Here is a 16510-nt window from a genome sequence, read left to right on the forward strand (position 1 = left end):
TAGTTTCTAATACTTAATAATACGATACATATAAGAAAAATAGCGATCGGCTTGAGGGTATAGATTATTGATGCGATCGCTTGACAGGATTCACCTGTAATGCTTACTATAAGGTCGTGTGCAAAAGTCTTATGTAAAAAATTTCTGTATAATAACTTGTTAGGCGTTAGTAATCATTTCTTTTTGAAACTCAGTCTTTAGGAAATATAATAGTGCTTTAGTAAGATATACTGAGGAAAGTACATGCGACGGAAAGATGGTACTCCAAAACTAAAAGCGAGGAGAAATCTTCCTTCTTTTGAATTTGGCTTTAAAGAACATCCGAACAATAAAGCAACTTTTAATAACTCACTAGGTAAAAGTTATGATGGGAGGCGCTACTCTCTCATGTCATTTTTCTGTGGATGTGGTGGAATGGATTTGGGTTTTATAGGTGGTTTTCGTTACCTTAAAAAATATTACCAACAACAACCCTTCCATATGGTTGGAGCAATTGATAATAGCAAAGATGCTGTTGAAACTTACAATTTGAATCTTGGCGAATATGCTACCCTGAACGATTTGACAAAACTAAATCTACAAAAGTTGCCTAAATCTGATATATTGCTTGGTGGTTTTCCGTGTCAAGACTTTTCCTCGTCAGGCTTAAAATCAGGTCTAGAAGGCAAAAGAGGCCGACTTTATCAGGTTATGGTGGATTATATGGATTTTCATAAACCTGCGATTGTTATAGGAGAAAATGTTCCTCATTTAAGTAGATTAAATGGAGGTTTGTATTTGAAAGAAATACTGAATGAATTGGAAGGTGTGGGCTATAGATTTAATGTATGGGATTTATATGGACCAGATTATGGCTTGTCGCAAAGTCGAAGAAGACTTTTCCTAGTTGGAGTTAGAGACGATTTAGATGGAGATCCACTTAAACCAATACCAACACACTTAGTTAAATACGTGCCGATTGACACTGCTTTGTCTGACCTTGAGAATATTGAAGATGAATCAATACCTAATCAAAGTCAGTATTTTATCGCAACAAGAGCGACTAGCGGGGGTGGACAAGGTGACCATACTAATAAAGTTGGCGAAGTAGCTTACTGCATAAGAGCAAATTCCCGTGGACGTATACAGTTTCACTACAAACTTAATCGGCGTTTAACAGTTAGAGAATGTGCGCGCTTACAGTCATTTCCTGATGAATTTATTTTTCCCTATTCGACGCAAAGAAATTTAACTCTTATTGGGAATGCAGTCCCCCCAATGCTTGCACATAAGGTTGCGACCTCTGTAAATAATTACCTTAATAATTTAACTAAACAAAATATTCGAATCCCTAGCAACGTTCGTAAGTTGTCATCGCAACCGACTCAATTAGAGTTAGCAGTGGGATTTTGAAACTATGCTTGACAATGATTTGATTGAAATATTCCTCATCCCGTTACGGAAATGCTCAAAGTATAAGCCTGCATTTGGTCAATCAAAAAGTGAAGGTCTATCCCTTTCAGACTTTCATAATTTGTATGGCAGTGATCCGTTCTATGCTTGGTTAGGACTAGATGATCCAATGGTTTATTCTGCTCACAAAGCTGCTGGAGGTCTTACTTCAGTATATCGACAGTTGGGTGTTGGAAGCGAGCGACTCTTTCGTACAATTATCAGCACTCATTTCAATCTTAGTGAAGAGCAAATGTGTTGGGGATATGAGTATGCAAAACCTGATAATAGTAATGGTATTCACACCTTAGATACTCGGATATCATCTTTAGATCTTAGAAATGAAGACTATGGAAAGCTAAATAGATGGCTAGAAGGTACACGTCAGTTTCTAGATCCTAATGGCAAGCTGATTAGCCCCTTGACTGGTGTAGTATTTGAAGTTAGGCAAGGTTATAAAAGTGCTGATTCGAAAAGACAGAATGCAGATCTAAGATTTGGAATGCGGGCTTATCAAGAGAACTTATTGCCAGCGTTAGCAATCTTATCTTCTCAAGTTAGTGAACCTGTAGCGCAGCGTTATAGAAAGGATGGAATGCTTGTGTTAACAGGAATAATGAGTCAAGATCCAAATATATCTACTTATGCATTTTTTAAGGAAGTTATAGGGTATGACCTAGCTAACTTTTTTCAAAGAAATTCACAAACCATACAAGCTGAGGTAAAGGAGATAATTAGCAAATTATTGTCTCCTCAAGATGCCTAACAAGCGCAATGCACCGGAACAATTCGGTCTTGTCGGTTAATTGCAACAGTTATCAGTGCGATCGCCAATCTTGTAGTGGCGTGGCAAGCTTAAACTAGTGCATTAGGGGAAATCAGAAAGCATTGATTTATATCAATTTTCTCAAAAATCCTATTGCAACATTTTAGCCTTGCCACGCCAGTAGGGTGCGTTAATGAAGTGTAACGCGCCTTGTTTTCGTTTGGATTAAAGCAATTTATTCAGGGCGATCGCTCCATAACAAAGTATTGGAGCAGACAATATTGTGGTATTTTGGTTTTGAGTTGGGGGCGATCCCTACGGCGAGACAAGCGATAGATTCTCCTTTCTCCAATCGCGTTCAGTCTCTTCATTACATATAAGGCAAATGGCGATCTCAATGCTCTGCTATTAAGTGTAAATGCGGACAAATGATATTTAGTATTAGGAATAATCGTTAAAGGCGATCGCCTAAAAATTACGACTCACAGGAATAGCGATCGCAGACCTTGTAAGATTTGTTAATACAATGTAACGCACCCAAACGTTATTTAATACTAATTGTTTGTGCGTTACTCTCCGCTAGGACACTCTAAAAGGTTGTATTTTGCCAAATGAAACTCTATTCAGGGATATTACCCTGCAAAAATCTTGTTATTGTACTTATTGGTTGCTTTATCTGAAAAGTTCTGTAATATTTATATTGTATAAGTATTTATCCTGTAATCTGCAAGATAATACATAGTTAGCTGGACAATCACGGTTGTATAATTCGGAGTTTATCAATAGATGAATTGGTATGAAAACCCTACGGTTGCTGCAATAATTGGTGCGATTGTTGGAGCAGTTATAACGGCAGCAGCATCCATATTCATCTGGCAAAAAACAAGTCGAGTTAGACGAGTTGATTGTGTCATAAATGATGCCTCTTCACTATTGACATTTTCAGATACAATTCGCAGTGAGTTGGAGGTTAAATATTCAGGAGATATAGCAACATCTGTTTTTCTATTTAATCTCGAAGTTTTCAATTCTGGAAACCAAGCAATTGGGAATCAACCAGTTTTAATACGGTTGGACAACAATGCAAAAATTGTTGGTTACAGCCTAAAGACTGAACCTGAAGTTGGCTTTGGTAAAATTAGCGAGTTACAGCGTCAGAATGGCGAACTCGATATGAGTATTGAGCTATTGAATCCAAGTGATCGAGTCTATATTGAGTTAATTTCTGTCAATAATTTGTCTGATCAGATTGAAGTATACATGAAAAACGCGAACGTAATTAGCCGCTCGTATACTCGTAAAGCCGCAGAAAGTGCAATTCTAGGAGTTCTTAATAAATCACTTGATCCAACCCTTGTGTCATTAGCTATGATACGCTCAATTCCGTTCTTTGGGGGATTTGCCGAGCCGTTTATGACCGTTATTTTGGCAGAGCGATTTGAAAAAGCATTGCGCCAGAGAAAATAACTCAACTCCTTTCAGGATGAGTCTCGCCGCAAAGACAAATAATCGTTAAGCGATCGCCTAAAAATTACGACTCACAGGAATAGCGATTCCTACGGAGCGCTGGTTCCCTCCGGGACGCTTTGCGAACGCGATCGCTAAAATCAACCAATTCTCATCCTTATTTCTGGCTCTCCAGAATTTCCTTCGCCTTCAAAAGCTCTTGATGTTGCTCTTTGCTGACCGTAGGATACTTGAGATTCAGTTCCTGTAACTGAGTGTAAATGATGCCCGCCACAACCAGACGAGTAAACCATTTGTGATCGGCGGGGATAATGTACCAAGGAGCATATTTTGTACTCGTATGATTGAACATATCCTCATAAACAGTCATATAGTCATCCCAAAATCTGCGCTCTTTCGCATCATTTACAGAAAATTTCCAATTCTTTTCAGGGCGATTAATCCTTTCTAGAAAACGTTCTTTCTGCTCCTCTTTAGATACATTGAGGAAGAACTTAAGGATGACCGTCCCGTTATTAACCAGATGCTTCTCAAAGTTGTTGATTTCTTCAAAGCGGCGCTTCCAAATATTATTATCAATTAAACTAACAGTGAGCGGTCGCTGCTCTAAGATTTCTGGATGCACTCTTGTTACTAAAATTTCTTCGTAATAAGAACGATTAAAAATTCCAATTTTTCCTCTTTCGGGTAAAGCCTTAGAACATCGCCACAAATAGTCATGATTTAACTCTTCTGTAGATGGCGCTTTAAAGCTATGCACTTGACATCCTTGAGGATTAATCCCAGACATAACGTGTTTAATGGTGCTGTCTTTACCAGCCGCATCCATAGCCTGAAAGATGATTAGTACAGCATGGGTGTTTTGGGCATAGAGAACATCCTGATATTCAGCTAAAGCCTCAATACCTTCCTTTAATTGACCTTTAGCTTTTGACTTTTTGAGGTGATTGGCTTTGTAGCCTGGGTCATAGTCTTTAGTAAGGGAAATTTTCTGCTCTGGTGGCACAATAAAAGGACGAATCAAATCGTCAAGTTTTTTGATTGGGAATAAATTATCAGATTGATGATCTGTCATGTTTTTAACTCTCAAATTTTAGTACAAGACAAAAAAATTGCAAAAGTATGCTAATCCCTTATACCAATTTCATATATCTATCGCTCTGAAAAAGATTTAAAAAATTTAAACAGTAGTTCCCATTTTTCTTAGCCAACGGTAATGGGATGATAATCCTGACCAAAAAGAAATATGTTGGTTATATCTGACTCCATATTCTCGACAAGTCTGCTCGACGATTTTAGATATTTCAGGATAGTTAATATGGCAGATATTGGGAAATAAATGATGCTCGATTTGGAAATTCAATCCACCCAAAAGCCATGTCATCAAATGGTTATTCCGAGAGAAGTTTATCGTTGTTTCGATCTGATGCACCGCCCAATCTTTCTCAATGAGATTCAACTCGGCAATTGGTAATGGAAAATCGGCTTCTTCGACCACATGAGCTAGTTGAAATACTACACTCAGCACTAGTCCCAAGGTTACGGCTACTAATACATAGCTTGCTAAAACTTGCGATCGCCCATGAAATTGTAACGGAATCACAAAGGCAAGGGCGAAAAATACCAGTTTGCCAGCAAAAAATATCACTAGATTACTGGACTTAGGACGTGGATAGCGGCGATCGCCAATTTTGCCCACAATCAGACAATAAAAATCATCATAAAAATGCCACTTAATCGCTATAAATCCATACAAAAACCACAAATAATAATGTTGCCAACGATGGAAGGCTAAGGGCGGATGAGAAGGAGAAAGTCGCCCAAGAATTCCCACATCCAAATCCTTGTCATAACCAGCAATATTAGTATAGGTATGATGGAGAACATCGTGCTTCCAATGCCAAATATAAGAACTGCCACCAATCAAATCTAAACTCATGGCCATGAGCTTATTAATCCATAGCGAATCGGAATATGCGTGATGTGCGCCGTCATGTTGAATACCAAAACCAATACCTGCGGTAACGACACCGAGCATAATGCACAAGGGAATTACCTGCCACCATGTCTGAGCTACCAAAACTAATAGAGAATATAATCCGAAAAAGCTAAACAACAAGATAATGGTTTTCGCATACATTTGCGGACAATCACGAGCTTTACGATCTGGATTTTGAAAAAGTTCGTCAACCCTTCGTTTTAGTTCCGTCTTAAACCCACTATTCTTCCCAAACTTCAATTTTTTTGCTGTCTCTTTTTCCAGAACCACAAACTGATGAGATTTATTGACTTTCATCTTGTACTGTATTTAACTCTCAAATATTAATATCTTCGGATACGCTGATATCTTGCAGCTAATCATGCAAACGCACGCGCCGCAATAACATAGCATTAATTTATCTCAATCACGCAGATCGTTGAGATGAATTTCACGATCAGTTAGTCGTCGATAAACGATCTCGATCGCAAATGCTAGACCTACCATGACAACGACGATCCAGAGATTTCGCGGATTTGTTTGCGTGGTTTGAGCCAGTAGCACAACGACAGCAGCTAAACAGGCCACAGTAGCTAAAAATGAAATCCATCTATAGCTATTCGTTCGTTGATAAAGCCGCACATTAGCAAAGTTAACGGCAGCAAAAATGAGTAAAAAACCTGAGCTACCCATTGTGGATATGCCAGAGAGATCGAAGAGATTAGCAATAATTAGGGTTAAGCCACTGGTAATTAATAACCCCTCAATTGGCTGATTCCAGATTTTTTTTTCTAAGGCAGAGGGCAACTCTCCAGATTTAGCAATGATAAAACTCAGGCGTGAGGTTCCGTAAAGTGTGGCATTGAGTGCTGAAGCCGTTGAGAGTAAAGCTGCGATCGCAATTAAACTAAAACCAGCTTGCCCCATGAATGGTTTCGCCGCCGCCGCCAATGCGTATTCTTTCGCTGCAATGATTTGGTCGGTAGGTAAAGATCCGACGGTGATGCCAGCAATCAGAATGTAGAGCAACAGCACAAATATCACCGATGAATAATAAGCACGGGGCAATGTCCGCTCAGGATTTTTTACGTCTTCGGCGGTGTTAGCCATTAGCTCAAAACCTTCAAAGGCTAAGAAAATAATCATTCCTCCTGAAATGATTGACAGGGGCGAACCCCAAGTGGAGGGCTGCAATTGCGCTAGATCAACGCCTCGCGCACCAATGACAATAAATACGCCGAGGATGATGAGTTTGAAGGCCACAATCCAGCTTTCGGCTTTACCAATCAAATCGGCGCTCAGAAGGTTAAGCCCAGTAATGCCGATGATAGACCCAGTGATTAGCAAATGTTTGATCCATACTTGGGCAGACTCTGGGAAAAACACTGCACCGTAGCTGCCAAATGCAGATGCGTAGAGGGAAAGCATGACGATGTAACTAAGCCACAGTAACAGGTTGATTCCTCCTGTCAAAACGCCTGTGCCAAAGGCTTTATTTAAGAAGGTGACGGTTCCTCCTTTACTGGGGAAAGCGATTGAGAGTTGGACGTAGGCATAGGTCGTGAGTAAGGCAATTGTTCCGGCGATCGCAAACGCTAATGGTGCGCCTCCTTGAGCTAACTGTACAGACAACCCCAAAACGGCGAAGATGCCACCACCCACCATACCACCGATGCCGACGGCAACCACTGACCAAAATCCCATGTTACGCTTTGCCATTTTTAACTTGTCTCATATAGTTTCTACAGGCGATCGCGCTTTCTCCCCGCGATTCATTATTGATATAACAATAAGACAGTCAGAGTGCAAAATTATACAAATATTTGTTGATATCGAATCCGAGCCATAATTAGACCATTCCAAAGAAAAAAGAGTGCTGATCCACCAGATGAACGTAGAATTTGTCTAGCAGTTTTTCTCACATTTATCTGTTCATTCACTTTTTTATCAGCTAGATAAACACCTAGTAAAGCTCGATTAATCATTCGATGAAAGTTTTTATCCGGTAACTGAGAAACGGCTTTATCAGCCTCCTTTAGAAAATAAATGAATCGTTCAGCTATTTCTTGCTCACTATTGTAATAAGTACAAAAATTTAAATCACCACCCATCCTGTCTTCTTCTTGATCAATAAAATAGTCAAGGAGAATATGAAGTCCTTGAACCCAAGGGAAGTAGCTGTTTTTAACCTTTATAGCTAACTCTTTAGAACAATTTGGATCTGAGGCATAGGCTATAAGACAAAAAATTCCTAACGTTGAGCCAGTACAAGCCGAAAATTCATACCACTTCATTTGCGGAATTTTGTGGCGATGTTCTTCAAACCATGCTTTTAAACGAGGAACTCGCTCTTCAACTTTGACGTGCTTATGAACTTGTAAATTACAATAATAATCAGCCAATTCATATAAGTAGGGAGCAACTATTTGATAGGATGGCAGTCTTTTTAATACATTCTGACAAGTTTTGACTAGTTTTATAAGATAGCCACCATCGTCTTGTTCTTGACGAAACTGATAGTAATTAATACATTCAGCGTTAGGTGTCAAAGCATCTAGGCAGGCTTGATGGAGAGTACGGAAATCTTCTGGATCTTGTGAAGTACTGCGATCGCATAGGTTATCTAAATAATCACTAATTGTTTGATAAGCCACAATAAAGCGGATTGTTTGCTCAATCTCTTCTTTGGCAAGTAATCCATAAATGGAACCACCTTCACAGTGAAATGCTTTAGTTTCTATACTTAATAATGCTTGTTTACGTAATTCATGATTAGGAATTTGTTCAGCTTCGTTCTTCCGGAATTTTAAATATTTACGAACTCTTGGAAGAACATCACGATAAATTTTTAGCATCAACATACCAGAACCAGATGGAACTTGGATTGATGAAGATTTTTGAATAGGATAACTAATATTTTTATTAGTATCATTCAACTTATTTAGGAGCATTATTAAAATTTTTATTGATTATTTTTTGTGTCTCAATATTAAAATGAAACTATTTAAATATCATCTACAGCTAGAAACAGGTTTGATTATAACGTTCTCTACAATTAGACACACATAAGTCAGTTGGAAGACGATCGCCCTATGAGAAAACTATTTGAGAGCTACTCAACTTTGAATTTTTTGAGCTATAGTATTGTCATACAAAGTTATGACAAGCAAAAATATGAGAGTTAATGCCAGGCTCGATAGCGATCGCGCTAGTAAGTTTAATTACATTCGCCAGCGTACAAATCAAGGTGCATCTGACATTATGAAAGCGGCGATCGATATTTATTATGAAAAATTACGTCAAGAATCCCCTGTAAAGCCTTTGCAACTCCTTAGAGAATCAGGGCTGATTGGTTGTGCTGAAGGGGACTCTGATTTGTCGGTTAATTACAAGCAATATCTCACTGAAAGTCTTAACGAAAAATATGGTCATCGTTGATTCTGGCTTTTGGATAGCATTAATCAACCGCCGTGATGATTATCATATTCTCGCTCAAGAAGTTTTAGAGACGATTGATGAGCCTCTGGTTACAACATGGTGTGTGATTACGGAAGCTTGTCATATTCTCTTGAAACGTACAGGCACAAATGCTCAACAGACGTTTATTCATAGCTTAGAAATTGGTGCTTTTGAGGTTTTTGATCTCAAAGTTCAAGATGGGAAAAGAATCAGTGAATTGATGAATCAATATAGTTCTCTGCCAATGGATTTAGCGGACGCTTCATTGATTATTCTTGCCGAACATTTGGGGCATGGGCGGATTCTATCTGTTGATTTTCGGGACTTTAATACTTACCGTTGGAAAAATCGTCATCCTTTTGAGAATTTGATGTCTATTAACTGAAGCGATCGCTTAAAAATTACGACTCAAAATAATAGTGATTACTAGGTCGCGCCTCGCTATCTCAACTGTCAGTAATTATTATGCTTTACGCTACGCTTACATATCCTACTGTTGCTGATTTACATATTCTATCCGTCTAAAACAGGACTTACGCAACAATTACCAAAAATCTTGATTTATCGTTCGCGTAGCGTGCGCGCAGCGCATACCGCCAAGCCGCCAAGAACGCCAAGAAAACTTAGATTATGCGTAAGTCCTACAATTTTCATCCTTATTTCTGGCTCTCCAATCGGCTGACTTACCTCATCTCAAGGTAATATTTTTGTGGCGCTTGTGGAGGATAAATAGATAGATGCGATCGCAGTCTATTTAGGCTAGCAATACTACATAATTATAGGACATTAAAGATTATAGTACATGGGATAAATGCAAAGAATTTAAGTTACAATAATATTACACAAGTAGGAGAAGATATGTTTGAGGTTATTGATATAAAATCTAATCAGCGCTACCTGTACAGTATTAGTCATGTTATGGAAGTAATGTATCATTAGTCATGTTGAGATGCTCTATGCAACGCAGGGCAAAGGCATCTAAATGTTGCCGAAGTGCTAAGAAGATGTAGGGGCAAAGTAGTACATCTAACCTAGATAAAAGCATCAGGAGCGATACTATAAACGCCAATTATCTAGTCTGAGTGAATAACCTAAGTTTTGAATTCTTTGATAATGAGATAAGTTACCAGTAACTAAAGTCAAATTATTATGGATAGCAATAGCAGCAATCATACAATCAGGATAACCAATCCTTTTTCCTATTGTTTCTAAATCAGCGTATATTCTCCCGGCTAATACAGCTTCTGTCAATTCAAAAGATAATATCTCCTGTGAATTCAGGATAGTTAAGAACTGCTGAAGACGTTGCTCCTCCTTACGTTTTTGCCAACCTTCTGCAATTTCCATAACTGTGATTACAGAAATTGTATATTTATCAAATTCATTTAAGTAAATATTAGCCTTAGCAATAATAACAGGATTTGCTCGTTTAATAATTTCTGAAAGAATATCCGTATCAAGTAGGGACTTTTCCACGTTATTCATCCGCTAAATTATGCCCTCTTTTTTCCATAGCTTCGGCAACAATTTCATCTACAATCTCAGGAACATCAGCATATAATCCCATTAATGGATCTTTTTTCTCCTGAATATCTGCTAAACGTTCAATTACGTTAGTAATCAATTCTGATAGACTTGATTGATTGACGATCGCCAGAGTTTTTGCTCGTTCAAAGGTAAGTCTATCTACTTCAACTTCTATTTTTTCCATGATGGTTTTACCCGTCTACATTAATCAATAGATTAGTTTATAGTGTAACGCAACCTGGAATGCGTTATTAGTGTTTTTTCCTTAGAATCAAAGTAAATTGTTGTGATGATTCTGACTTGTTGAATGCTTCCTAAGCAGATTTAGAGCGATCGCAACATAGACAAGAGATAATAGAGAAGAATCTCTATAAGAGCCATGAGTACCAAAATCACCATTACCTTGCCAGATGAGATTTACCAACGTGCCGAACGCTTTGCACATTTAGCAAATCGGGATGTTGCCAGCATTCTGAGCGATACAATTAAACTCTCGATTCCACCCGTCAGTACAGATGTTAACAGCTTTGAGTCTATCTCCACCCTTACAGATGAACAAGTCTTGGCACTGACCGAACTGCAAATGGAACCAGAGCAAGATACTCGGTTAAGTGAACTGCTTGATTGCCAACAGGCTGGTACTCTTAACGAAGATGAGCATCTAGAGTTACAAACCCTGATGCAAGTTTATCAGGAAGGACTTTTGCGGAAAGCAACTGCACTGAGTGAGGCTGTAAGACGTAACTTGATTGAACCTTTAAGCCAGTGAGCCAAATTTCTGAAGAAGTCCGGGCGCGAATACGGATACAGGCGAACAATCAATGCGGTTACTGCCGTAGTCTTCAAAAGTATGTTTTAGGAATCCTGGAAATCGAACACATTATTCCCAAAGCAGCCGGTGGTACTGATGATGAGGAAAATCTGTGGCTTGCCTGTAGGTTATGCAATTCTTATAAAGGCATCCAGACCCATGCAAAAGATCCACTGAAAAACCGTAAAGTTAAACTCTTCAACCCTCGTCAACAAAAATGGTCACGTCATCTAACTTGGATAAACGATGGTACTCAAATTGCAGGTCTAACCGCCTGTGGTCGTGCAACTGTCTTAGCTTTACAATTGAATAACCCCTATGCTGTCACTGTCAGGCAAGCTTGGGTTTCTGCTGGTTGGCATCCACCAACTGAAAGGTGAGCAAAATTACTACAATCCTACTCAACTTATTTGTTAAAACTTGACTAGGCTTTTGCCCCCACGCTGAAATGACTTTTAACTCTCTGATTCCCGATACAGCGCTTTCAGTAGCTGGATTAACTGACTATATCCGCTTGCTGTTAGAACAAGATAATCAATTACGCCAAGTTTGGGTGACTGGGGAAGTTTCCAGTGCTAACAACCATCGCAGTGGGTTATTTTTTACTCTCCAAGACCCAGAGGGGACAGCCGGAATTAAGTGTGTGGTGTGGAAAAGCCAAATCCCGAAACTGGCTCAAATGCCAATTGCTGGTGAGCAGTTAATTATTTTGGGTAGTATCCGAGTTTACCCGCAACGGGGAGAGTATCAATTATCGGTGTGGCAAGCTATACCTGCTGGTGCTGGTTTACAGGCGCTACGCTATCAACAATTAAAAAGCCGCTTGCTGGCTGAGGGTTTATTTGATGCAGAACGCAAACGTGCTTTACCTCTGCATCCCCAAACTATTGCTGTGGTAACGTCACCAACGGCGGCGGCTTGGGGCGATATTCAAAAAACTCTCAAGCAAAGATATCCCGGTTTACACGTTTTATTTTCTCCCGCGACGGTGCAGGGTGAACAAGCACCAGATTCGATAGTGAAGGCGATTAATCGGGTGAATCGTGATGGTCGGGCTGAGGTGCTGATTTTATCACGGGGTGGTGGTGCGGTTGAGGAATTGGCTTGCTTTAATGATGAACGGGTGGTGAGGGCGGTTGCTAGTTGTTCTATCCCGGTTATTACTGGTATTGGTCATGAACGGGATGAGTCTTTGGTAGATTTAGTTGCTGATGCCTGTGTACATACACCGACGGCGGCGGCGGAAACTGTTGTCCCTTCTCTTGCAGATTTATATGTTCAGCATCGGCAAAGGATAGTTGCGTTGGCTGAAGCTGTAGGGGAATGTGCGGAAACTGCTGAGAATAAGTTGCAAAGTTTACGTCATGGTTTGCGGCGTTTGGGCTTAGATAGACAAGTGCAGCAGGAAATGCAAAGGCTAAGTTGGAAAAGGCAACAATTGATACAGGTAACAATGGGGCGATCGCACCAAGCCCAGCAGCGTTTAGAATTATTGCGAGAAAAGTTGGCTAGTCTTGACCCGAAAGCGGTGTTAAAGCGTGGTTATGCTGTGGTTAGGCGGGAAAATGGGGATATAGTTCGTTCTGTTTCTGAGTTGGCTGTGGGTGAAGATTTGTTGATTCAGTTGGGACAGGGCGAGGTTAAATTGACATACTCCCCGCCCCAGAAGGGACAGGGATTCTAGGATACTGGCGGAAAATGCGGACTCAAGCCCGTCTAACTTTTCCTCTCCTACTGGAAAATGCCCTCACCAGTTGGATTATTCCAAACTACCAGAGTTGGTTTTCTGACTTTAGGCTTCGTAGAACTTAATTGAGTCGGTGCATTTTACCGCTAGCAACTCGTTTCTTCCCAACTAAACTACTCAGCTACATTCTTACAGTGCGTCTAAGATTTTACCAACCCAACTTCTGGGTCGAACCCTATACCTTAAGTATGTCGAAGAACTTGCCATTTATTTTACAACGATTACAGGCTATGATGCATCAAGATTCTTTGCCTAAATCACGCTCTCGAAAGCCGTCCTGAAGAGACGGGGCTTTACACCCCATTTTTTGGTAAAGGTGATGGAAAACGAACCACAGAGGCGCAGAGGACACAGAGGTTTGAATGGTTAAGCGTAAGGGTACTGCAAGTTCTGATTTAATGGCGGGTGGGAATTATGAGCAGAAGGTGCGGGAGATAGAAGAAATTATTGCTCGCATTGAGGCGGGTGAGTTGGATTTGGAAGAGGTGTTTGACCAGTTTTCTACTGCTGTTCAGTCTTTGGGTCAGTGTGAAAGTTTTTTGCAGCAGCGACAGCAACAGGTCAATCTATTAATTGAAACTTTGACTGATGAGTCATAGTTAGAACCTTTTTATGATTAATCTTTTACGGGAAATAACTATTATCACTAAATAATGATAGGCGCAAAATTCCGATCTTCTATCCATTGGTTTCAGTCTTGGCTCTCCCAGGCTAAAACAACTAATCCTGCTAATGTCCTCAATAAACCCCCTGACGATCTTATTCAGCATTTTTCCCAAAAACTAGGGCAACTATCCCATCCACAAGAATATCGTACTGCTATCCAAGAAACACTGGCTTCAGCTTTGGCTGATTGGCAGCAAAATGTTACATCTGCCAATAGTTTGGTGATTCTCGGTTGTTCGGTGGAACCAATCGCTGAAATTATGCAGGAAAGTTTAACAGATGAGTTCTCGAAAGGTTGCAAAATTATCTATCCGCTAGCGCAGTGTCAACGTTCACCTAATTGTTCATCTCTGGAAAAAGCAATTAGTCAGGCTTTATGTGATGAACCAGAATCACAGGCAGCAGATTATGAAAGTGATGCTAATCAAGAACTGACTCAAAGGCAAACTTTGGTGGTGATTCCCAGTCTGGCGGACTGCTTTCTGCGATGTATTGAGGGGTGGGAAGGTATCGAGTTTCTGCAAAATACCGTTATCAAGGATAAATCTCGGTTTTGGCTGATTGGTTGCACTTATTCGGCTTGGACATTTCTAGATGAGGTTTGTCAGGTGAGTGCTTACCTAGAACAAGTTCACCCCCTACCTAAATTGAACGGTGATGCACTACAAAAATGGTTAGTACCTGTAACCGAAGAATTAAATCTTGACGACAGCGACGAAGATACAAAGAAAAATTACTGGAAATCTCTTGCTAGTCTTGCTTCTGGGGTGGGTAGTGTGGCTGCTCAATTATGGCTGCAAGGATTACGGATTCCTACGGGGGATATCTCTGATGCTGTTTCTGAGTCCCAGTCTACACTTACGTCTGAAGGTGTAACCCTAGAAATTCCGGTTAACCTCCAACAAACGAAGCCGATTTTGCCGAGTTTACCTGATTTAACTCCTACAGATCGCTACCTCTTGCATTCTCTATTGCTACATGGCGAGATGACTCGGAGTCATTTAGCGCTGAGTTTGGGCGAAAATGAACAAATCGTGCGATCGCGTGTACAAATGCTTCAGCGTGCGGGTGTGATAGTGCAACAGCGTGATCAATTAAATATTTATCCTGCTTACTATCCTTCCCTCAAAATAGAGTTAATTAATAACAACTTTTTGATTGGAAAGGACTAATTATGTCTATATCTACTAGCTTGTTTGCTCAATCGTTAGACACTAAAGGAGTAGCAGCAGAACTTTTTACTGAGATTACAGCCAATAAGATTTTCAAAGCTCTGATTAGTATTTTTATCGCCTATGCAATTTCTATCTCGATTCAATCTTTCGTTAATTGGTTATCTGAGCGAGTACCGCGTCTATTTCGACTCACAATTAAACAGTCAGTACCTTTTTGGCGAGGACTGATTTTAATCATCACTGTAGTTTACCTGCTCAACCTATTTTTGAATTTGTCGGAAAGCAATCTTTTAGCACTCACCGGTACAATTGCTGTAGGATTAGGATTTGCATTTAAAGACTATGTAAGTTCTATTATTGCTGGGGTTGTGACTTTATTTGAGGCTCCCTATCGAGTAGGCGATCGCATTCAAATTGGCGAACACTATGGCGAGGTGATTGGTTACGGCTTACGTGGAGTCAGACTGCAAACCCCTGATGATAGTACTGTTACCATTCCCCACAATAAAGTTTGGACAGAGCCTATCTCTAATGCTAATAGTGGTCAATTGGAAGCACAAGTAGTTACGCAATTCTATTTAAATCATCACGTTGATTGTGACCAAGTAATCCGAATTTTATACCAAGCCGCTTACAGCAGTAGATACACCCAGTTAAAATTGCCTATTGTTGTCGTGATGGAAGAATTAACTTGGTGTACTCATTTCAAACTCCGGTCTTATCCAATGGATGCTAGAGATGAGTTTATTTATCAAACAGACTTAATGCGGCGAGCTAAACAAGCCTTTGCCAAACATGGTATCTTTTATCCAATCTTGAATAAGGGGAATCCTCAAATAAATTCTGAAAATCATCAATATTAGGATCAGTCGTATCTTCCGCAACTAAAACAGGACTTACGCAAAATTATGAAACAACCAACCACAAAGGACACGTAAAGCCTTCTCTCCGAAAGGCTCCGCCAACAACCGCGTCGCGTCTCCGGAGGAGAAGAGAAGTTAAGAGGGTTTCAGAAAGTTTTTGCGTAAGTCCTATAGAACCCATTTGGCATCTTGGGAGAAAGGGTAAAATAAAAAATCAATGCCGTACTCCAGTAGCTTAACAGATCAAGAATTAAACCACTTTTGCCCGATAAAAAATTCTCAAAACTGCACAATAAATATATTTTTTACCTGGCGGGGTGACAAAACCTTTTCAAAATCTTCTTCTAAAGTCTGCTTGATAAATTCAGGAAAAACTATGTCATTAAACAATTCTTGAACTGCTTCACATTTGCCCTCAATTAAATGTTGATAATCTTCTATTTTTAAAGTTCTCCACTCATTTTTGTAAAGCTTAAAAGTTAAGGTTGAATAAATTGAAAACAAAAAAAACACGAATAATTTTAATTGTCAGAATCAGGATATCCAGGATTACAGCACTTCCCGGTGTTATGAGGTACAATACTGTAACTATGTAATATTATCAAACTCTTATAAATAAT

General features: G+C 39.7%; 18 protein-coding genes. 11 read left to right on the forward strand and 7 right to left on the reverse strand.

Annotation, left to right across the window (positions count from 1 at the left end):
* Positions 1–243: 243 nt before the first annotated feature.
* The 3 genes from VB620_RS02510 to VB620_RS02520 all read left to right on the forward strand — a co-directional run bounded on the left by VB620_RS02510 (position 244) and on the right by VB620_RS02520 (position 3664).
* Entirely contained in the window at positions 244–1392 is a 1149-nt protein-coding gene (locus VB620_RS02510) for a DNA cytosine methyltransferase (RefSeq protein ID WP_323194547.1), read from the forward strand.
* Positions 1393–1396: 4 nt separating this feature from the next.
* On the forward strand, positions 1397–2197 hold the full coding sequence (locus VB620_RS02515; RefSeq protein WP_323194548.1) for a hypothetical protein: 801 nt from the start codon (positions 1397–1399) through the stop codon (positions 2195–2197).
* Between the two features lie 786 nt (positions 2198–2983).
* The gene (locus VB620_RS02520; RefSeq protein WP_323194549.1) at positions 2984–3664 is read left to right on the forward strand and encodes a hypothetical protein; all 681 of its coding nucleotides are present in this window, start codon (positions 2984–2986) and stop codon (positions 3662–3664) included.
* Positions 3665–3821: 157 nt separating this feature from the next.
* Here the strand turns inward: VB620_RS02520 and VB620_RS02525 are convergent, their stop codons facing one another.
* From VB620_RS02525 to VB620_RS02540, 4 genes are all read right to left on the reverse strand, one after another.
* Positions 3822–4739 carry a polyphosphate kinase 2 family protein gene (locus tag VB620_RS02525; protein ID WP_323194550.1) on the reverse strand — a complete coding sequence of 306 codons (918 nt, stop codon included), beginning with the start codon at positions 4737–4739 and terminating at the stop codon, positions 3822–3824.
* 105 nt (positions 4740–4844) lie between these two features.
* A complete protein-coding gene (locus tag VB620_RS02530) occupies positions 4845–5960 on the reverse strand; it encodes a fatty acid desaturase family protein (protein ID WP_323194551.1) in 1116 nt (371 codons plus the stop codon).
* Between the two features lie 105 nt (positions 5961–6065).
* Positions 6066–7361, reverse strand: a complete 1296-nt coding sequence (locus VB620_RS02535) for an APC family permease (protein ID WP_323194552.1) — start codon at positions 7359–7361, stop codon at positions 6066–6068.
* Between the two features lie 92 nt (positions 7362–7453).
* Positions 7454–8593 (reverse strand): tetraprenyl-beta-curcumene synthase family protein, encoded by a 1140-nt coding sequence (locus VB620_RS02540; protein WP_323194553.1) that lies wholly within the window; start codon positions 8591–8593, stop codon positions 7454–7456.
* A gap of 208 nt (positions 8594–8801) precedes the next feature.
* Between VB620_RS02540 and VB620_RS02545 the strand changes: the two genes are divergently transcribed.
* Both VB620_RS02545 and VB620_RS02550 read left to right on the forward strand, forming a co-directional pair.
* The gene (locus VB620_RS02545; protein WP_323194554.1) at positions 8802–9080 is read left to right on the forward strand and encodes a CopG family transcriptional regulator; all 279 of its coding nucleotides are present in this window, start codon (positions 8802–8804) and stop codon (positions 9078–9080) included.
* Complete coding sequence (locus VB620_RS02550; protein ID WP_323194555.1) at positions 9067–9486, forward strand: type II toxin-antitoxin system VapC family toxin; 420 nt, start codon at positions 9067–9069, stop codon at positions 9484–9486. The genes VB620_RS02545 and VB620_RS02550 overlap by 14 nt, the downstream gene beginning before the upstream one ends.
* A 671-nt stretch (positions 9487–10157) precedes the next feature.
* On the opposite strand, the gene VB620_RS02555 is transcribed toward VB620_RS02550, so the two are convergent.
* Together VB620_RS02555 and VB620_RS02560 are read right to left on the reverse strand one after the other, a co-directional pair.
* The gene (locus tag VB620_RS02555; RefSeq protein ID WP_323194556.1) at positions 10158–10586 is read right to left on the reverse strand and encodes a type II toxin-antitoxin system VapC family toxin; all 429 of its coding nucleotides are present in this window, start codon (positions 10584–10586) and stop codon (positions 10158–10160) included.
* Positions 10579–10812 (reverse strand): hypothetical protein, encoded by a 234-nt coding sequence (locus VB620_RS02560; protein ID WP_323194557.1) that lies wholly within the window; start codon positions 10810–10812, stop codon positions 10579–10581. Before VB620_RS02560 ends, VB620_RS02555 begins: the two co-directional genes overlap by 8 nt.
* A gap of 195 nt (positions 10813–11007) precedes the next feature.
* Between VB620_RS02560 and VB620_RS02565 the strand changes: the two genes are divergently transcribed.
* The 6 genes from VB620_RS02565 to VB620_RS02590 all read left to right on the forward strand — a co-directional run bounded on the left by VB620_RS02565 (position 11008) and on the right by VB620_RS02590 (position 15890).
* Positions 11008–11397, forward strand: coding sequence for a hypothetical protein (locus VB620_RS02565; RefSeq protein WP_323194558.1), 390 nt, complete (start codon positions 11008–11010; stop codon positions 11395–11397).
* Positions 11394–11819, forward strand: coding sequence for an HNH endonuclease (locus VB620_RS02570; protein ID WP_323194559.1), 426 nt, complete (start codon positions 11394–11396; stop codon positions 11817–11819). The genes VB620_RS02565 and VB620_RS02570 overlap by 4 nt, the downstream gene beginning before the upstream one ends.
* Before the next feature lie 68 nt (positions 11820–11887).
* On the forward strand, positions 11888–13123 hold the full coding sequence (gene xseA, locus VB620_RS02575; protein WP_323194560.1) for an exodeoxyribonuclease VII large subunit: 1236 nt from the start codon (positions 11888–11890) through the stop codon (positions 13121–13123).
* A gap of 425 nt (positions 13124–13548) precedes the next feature.
* Positions 13549–13785 carry an exodeoxyribonuclease VII small subunit gene (xseB, locus tag VB620_RS02580; protein ID WP_323194561.1) on the forward strand — a complete coding sequence of 79 codons (237 nt, stop codon included), beginning with the start codon at positions 13549–13551 and terminating at the stop codon, positions 13783–13785.
* 54 nt (positions 13786–13839) lie between these two features.
* Positions 13840–15024, forward strand: a complete 1185-nt coding sequence (locus VB620_RS02585; protein WP_323194562.1) for a hypothetical protein — start codon at positions 13840–13842, stop codon at positions 15022–15024.
* Between the two features lie 2 nt (positions 15025–15026).
* The gene (locus tag VB620_RS02590) at positions 15027–15890 is read left to right on the forward strand and encodes a mechanosensitive ion channel family protein (protein WP_323194563.1); all 864 of its coding nucleotides are present in this window, start codon (positions 15027–15029) and stop codon (positions 15888–15890) included.
* A gap of 279 nt (positions 15891–16169) precedes the next feature.
* Here VB620_RS02590 and VB620_RS02595 read toward each other — a convergent pair whose 3' ends face one another.
* A complete protein-coding gene (locus VB620_RS02595) occupies positions 16170–16403 on the reverse strand; it encodes a hypothetical protein (protein WP_323194564.1) in 234 nt (77 codons plus the stop codon).
* Between the last annotated feature and the right edge of the window lie 107 nt (positions 16404–16510).

Origin of the sequence: Nodularia harveyana UHCC-0300 (assembly GCF_034931085.1) — a bacterium.
GTDB lineage: Bacteria > Cyanobacteriota > Cyanobacteriia > Cyanobacteriales > Nostocaceae > Nodularia > Nodularia harveyana.